This window comes from Arthrobacter sp. HLT1-20, assembly GCF_054510895.1.
On sequence record NZ_JBTNDR010000069.1, the window covers coordinates 1 to 3,295 of the forward strand.

The following is a 3,295-nucleotide window of genomic DNA, read 5'->3' on the forward strand; positions in this document are numbered from 1 at the left end:
GTTCTCAGCGTTGATGAGTTTCACGGTTGTCGGATCAAGGTCGCCCTTGTCATTGTTCAACACAGGAACCTTCACGGCGGAACCCTGAACATTATTCAGCGATTCATCCTTCACAGCTTCAGGGGCCGCGTATGGTGCTGTGGTGAAACTGCAAGAGACGTTTTGGACGCCCTGTGGAATGGTAAAGGATCCGCTGGCACCGGGGCCAGAGGCTACAACTGTCCCCGTGGCGGGATCTACGCACTTCCATGAAGTCTCATAGAGCGCAGGATTAGTTGTCCCGGCAGGGGTTTGTTCTACGGTGTAAGTCTCGCCAGGAAGGATGAGCAGAGGTCCCACAGATTTGGAGTCATTGTTGCCGGTCGTCGTGCCCGTGTTTCCGGTGCTGATTCCGCCACCACCGATGGTGACTGTGAACTGGTCCGTGTCATTGACGCGTTCCTGGGGGAGATCTACCCGAACAGAGCCGGTGAACGGCAGCGAGCGGGATCCGAGGTCGGTAATGGCGACGTCAAGAGTTTTTCTCTCCATGACCTGACCGGTGATCGGGTTGACCCTGAGGAAACCGTTGGCCCCGCCACCAGCAACATAAAGGAAGCCATCTTTGGCAAAAGCCATCGAATTCAGTGCTACCCCGTTGGCGATCTGCGGACCGACTTTGGTGGCAGCTCCGCCACTTGAAGTGAGTTGGCTAGCATCCACGCGGTAAATCTGTGCTGCCGCGGCACTGCTGGCAACAAAGTACATGTTCCCGAGGCTGTCGAACGCGAGGTCACCATTGCCGCCAGGAGGGGCATCCGCTGTGACAGGAATAGTGCTCGTTGCAAGAGTGTTTGTGGCAGGGTCAAACGTTTTGAAAACGAAGTTGTTGCCGCCCCCGGCAGCCTGCCCGCCAAAGTAGAATATACCGTTAGCAGGATTAACCCCACCCATAGTATTGGGCACTGCAGGGGTGGCCCGTGCTGTAGTCTCCCAGTTCTCGGTCGATGCTGTGTACTCGAAAATGCTCGTGCCGTTAGTTAGCAGGACCTTGTTGCCGTCATTAGTCAGGCCAATTTGGTTGAGCCCGGTCACCCCACCTGGAACCGTCAGCACAAGCGAAGTCGTGCCCGTGGCCAGGTCAACAGAGACTATATTGGATCCACCTGACTGGGTCGCGTACATGCCCGTGTCAGGGAAAACAGAGGCTGCGAACGCAGGCTGCGGGATGATGATGAAGCCACCAGTAATCAAGGCTGCGGTCAAGCCCGCACCGCCTGCCTTCTTAAGATAGCTGTTGCCGACGGATTGTTTCGATGATCGCAAGATTTACTCCCCTAACGCGGGCAAGATGCCCACTAAATTCGCCTATTCACATATTTACTCCTGCGCGTTCATTCTAGGGTACAAAATAAGGTACAAAGTCCCCTGCCAAGGGCACAAACAAGTCACCTCATTGCCCCCACTACGCAAAGTATGAAGATCAATCCTTGAGTCCTTTCCAGCACTTATGATGGTCCGCAAAGACAAGCCATGCTCAAGCCCACAACCGCTAAAGCGCGGACACGATCAGAGTCTGCCCATGGCAAGCAGCGGCCATCCAGCGCCGAATTCCTGACAATGACCGCTATTCAGGTGGGTTGCATCCGCATGTGTCTAAGTCCCGGCTGCGTTTCCTTGAGCGTGGATACCCGCCGCTCAAACTGTCCGGCTCGATCCAGACTCCGATTCCGAATCCGTGGGGATCGAGATGATCCTTCGGGGCCGACTATTGCCCATCTACGGTGTCCATTGATTCAATGAACCATGGCGTCTGCGGCCTGTTCAATCCGTGCCTGACTGTTGAAAAAACTACCGGTTTCGATGCCTTGATGGGGTGGTACGTGGCCGAGGACAACGCCAGTATGAATTTCGGCTGATACAACCGACCATTTCGGCGCTAGGATTCCGGCCATATTGGCAGCAGATAATGGCAAATACTGGGGCTCAAAATAGGAACTCCAAAGAACTGAGTGCAACGTTCGCGGCAGCGGCTTGACGCGCGCGGCCGCTCCTAGTCGCCCGTCCTACCGGGCCTGCTAGGGAGTGCCACAATTATTCAAGAGAGTGCATAGGAGCCTGGAACACTGCACCGGCCCCCGAACCCATCTTCGCAAGCATCGTCATTTATGCCGACCAGAGTTGCTGCTGAAATGGTCTGAAAGTGCTGCTGAAGTGGCTGGAACCTTTTCGCTGACACAAAGCCGATAGCTCCAAAGCCTCTCCTGTTGAATGACCCCCGAACTCTTACAGGGCCGCAACGAACGGGGCTAGTACTTGTCGTCGTTCTTGGGCCTCGGCCACGCCAGACAACCCACGGATTCCTCTGACGGTTCCTGGGCCGTTTTCGCCTGTCACAGGGCCTCAGCGCTTGATGAGCTCTTGGCCAGGGAGTCAGACAGCGCCGATGACTTTTTAGAATATCCAACATCGCCTCGGACTGCTCAGGCCTCACCGTCAGAGCCGCGAATGCATCCTCCGGTCTTCGAAGTCAGTCTGGTTCGCTCTGCACTAGAGGAGGCAATTGCGCCTATGATCGGCATCCCCGATGTGCGTCAAACCAAAACAAGCTTGACAGTCTCATTCCTGTTTCCCAGCGTCCGGCCGCTACTCGAGGATCGAACCCAAGAGTCCGGTTGGGGCAGGTCGAGTTCGCCTCCGAAATAGGCTAACGCTGGTGGTGCGCTCGGGGTGAGACTCTACTCGACAGTGGCCACTTCATTGACAGCACACAGATTGAGTAGAGTGTCGTTTCGGATTTCCGCGGGCAGGGTAACGACTCATCTTCCTCGGGGAGCCGCCGGTGCTTTCGCCAGTTGATGTACTCGGCCACGGCCACGGCCACGGCCACGGCCACGGCAACGGCAACGTCGAGGGTCGCGTTACGGCTGGTATCGGTGTCCCGACCCTTGACGGTCTGGGTGCCGTTGGTGGTGGTGCGCATGCACGTAGTGAACACGCTCTGGTTGAGATGATTCCGATGAGGACGGCACTGGTTGCCGCCCTCATCGAGGAATTGCGTGTACCGGCCGACAAAGCTAGCGTCTGTTGATGACCACCATCTTGCTGCGCATAGCGCTGGCGGCCAGTTCATAGTTGACATTGATCAGTCCGAGGACCTCGGACACGGTTTGCACCCGGCGTCGAACAGTGCGATCGCCGGTGCGTTCGACCCCGGGCACGCCAAGAGCGAACTCAGCGGCCAATGGTGTCGGCATATCGACCTCCAGCACGAGCTCTCCGGGGAGTTCAGGCCGGGGAAGTGACGCCGCTCCAC

The 3,295-nt window shown here is 56.9% G+C and carries 3 protein-coding genes; all 3 read right to left on the reverse strand.

Annotation, left to right across the window (positions count from 1 at the left end; translation table 11 throughout):
* Nucleotides 1–1,305 (reverse strand): NHL repeat-containing protein (locus ACX80Q_RS18605; protein WP_459332028.1); only part of this gene is annotated, 1,305 nt, incomplete at its 3' end.
* Nucleotides 1,306–2,686: 1,381 nt separating this feature from the next.
* A complete protein-coding gene (locus tag ACX80Q_RS18610; RefSeq protein WP_459332029.1) occupies nt 2,687–2,962 on the reverse strand; it encodes a hypothetical protein in 276 nt (91 codons plus the stop codon).
* Nucleotides 2,963–3,056: 94 nt separating this feature from the next.
* Nucleotides 3,057–3,295: hypothetical protein (locus ACX80Q_RS18615; protein ID WP_459332030.1), on the reverse strand; the 239-nt coding region annotated here is incomplete at its 5' end.

Coding starts and splice junctions, on each gene's coding strand:
- ACX80Q_RS18610 (WP_459332029.1), bottom strand. CDS start 2,962: ATGCGCACCACCACCAACGGCACCCAGACCGTCAAGGGTCGGGACACC.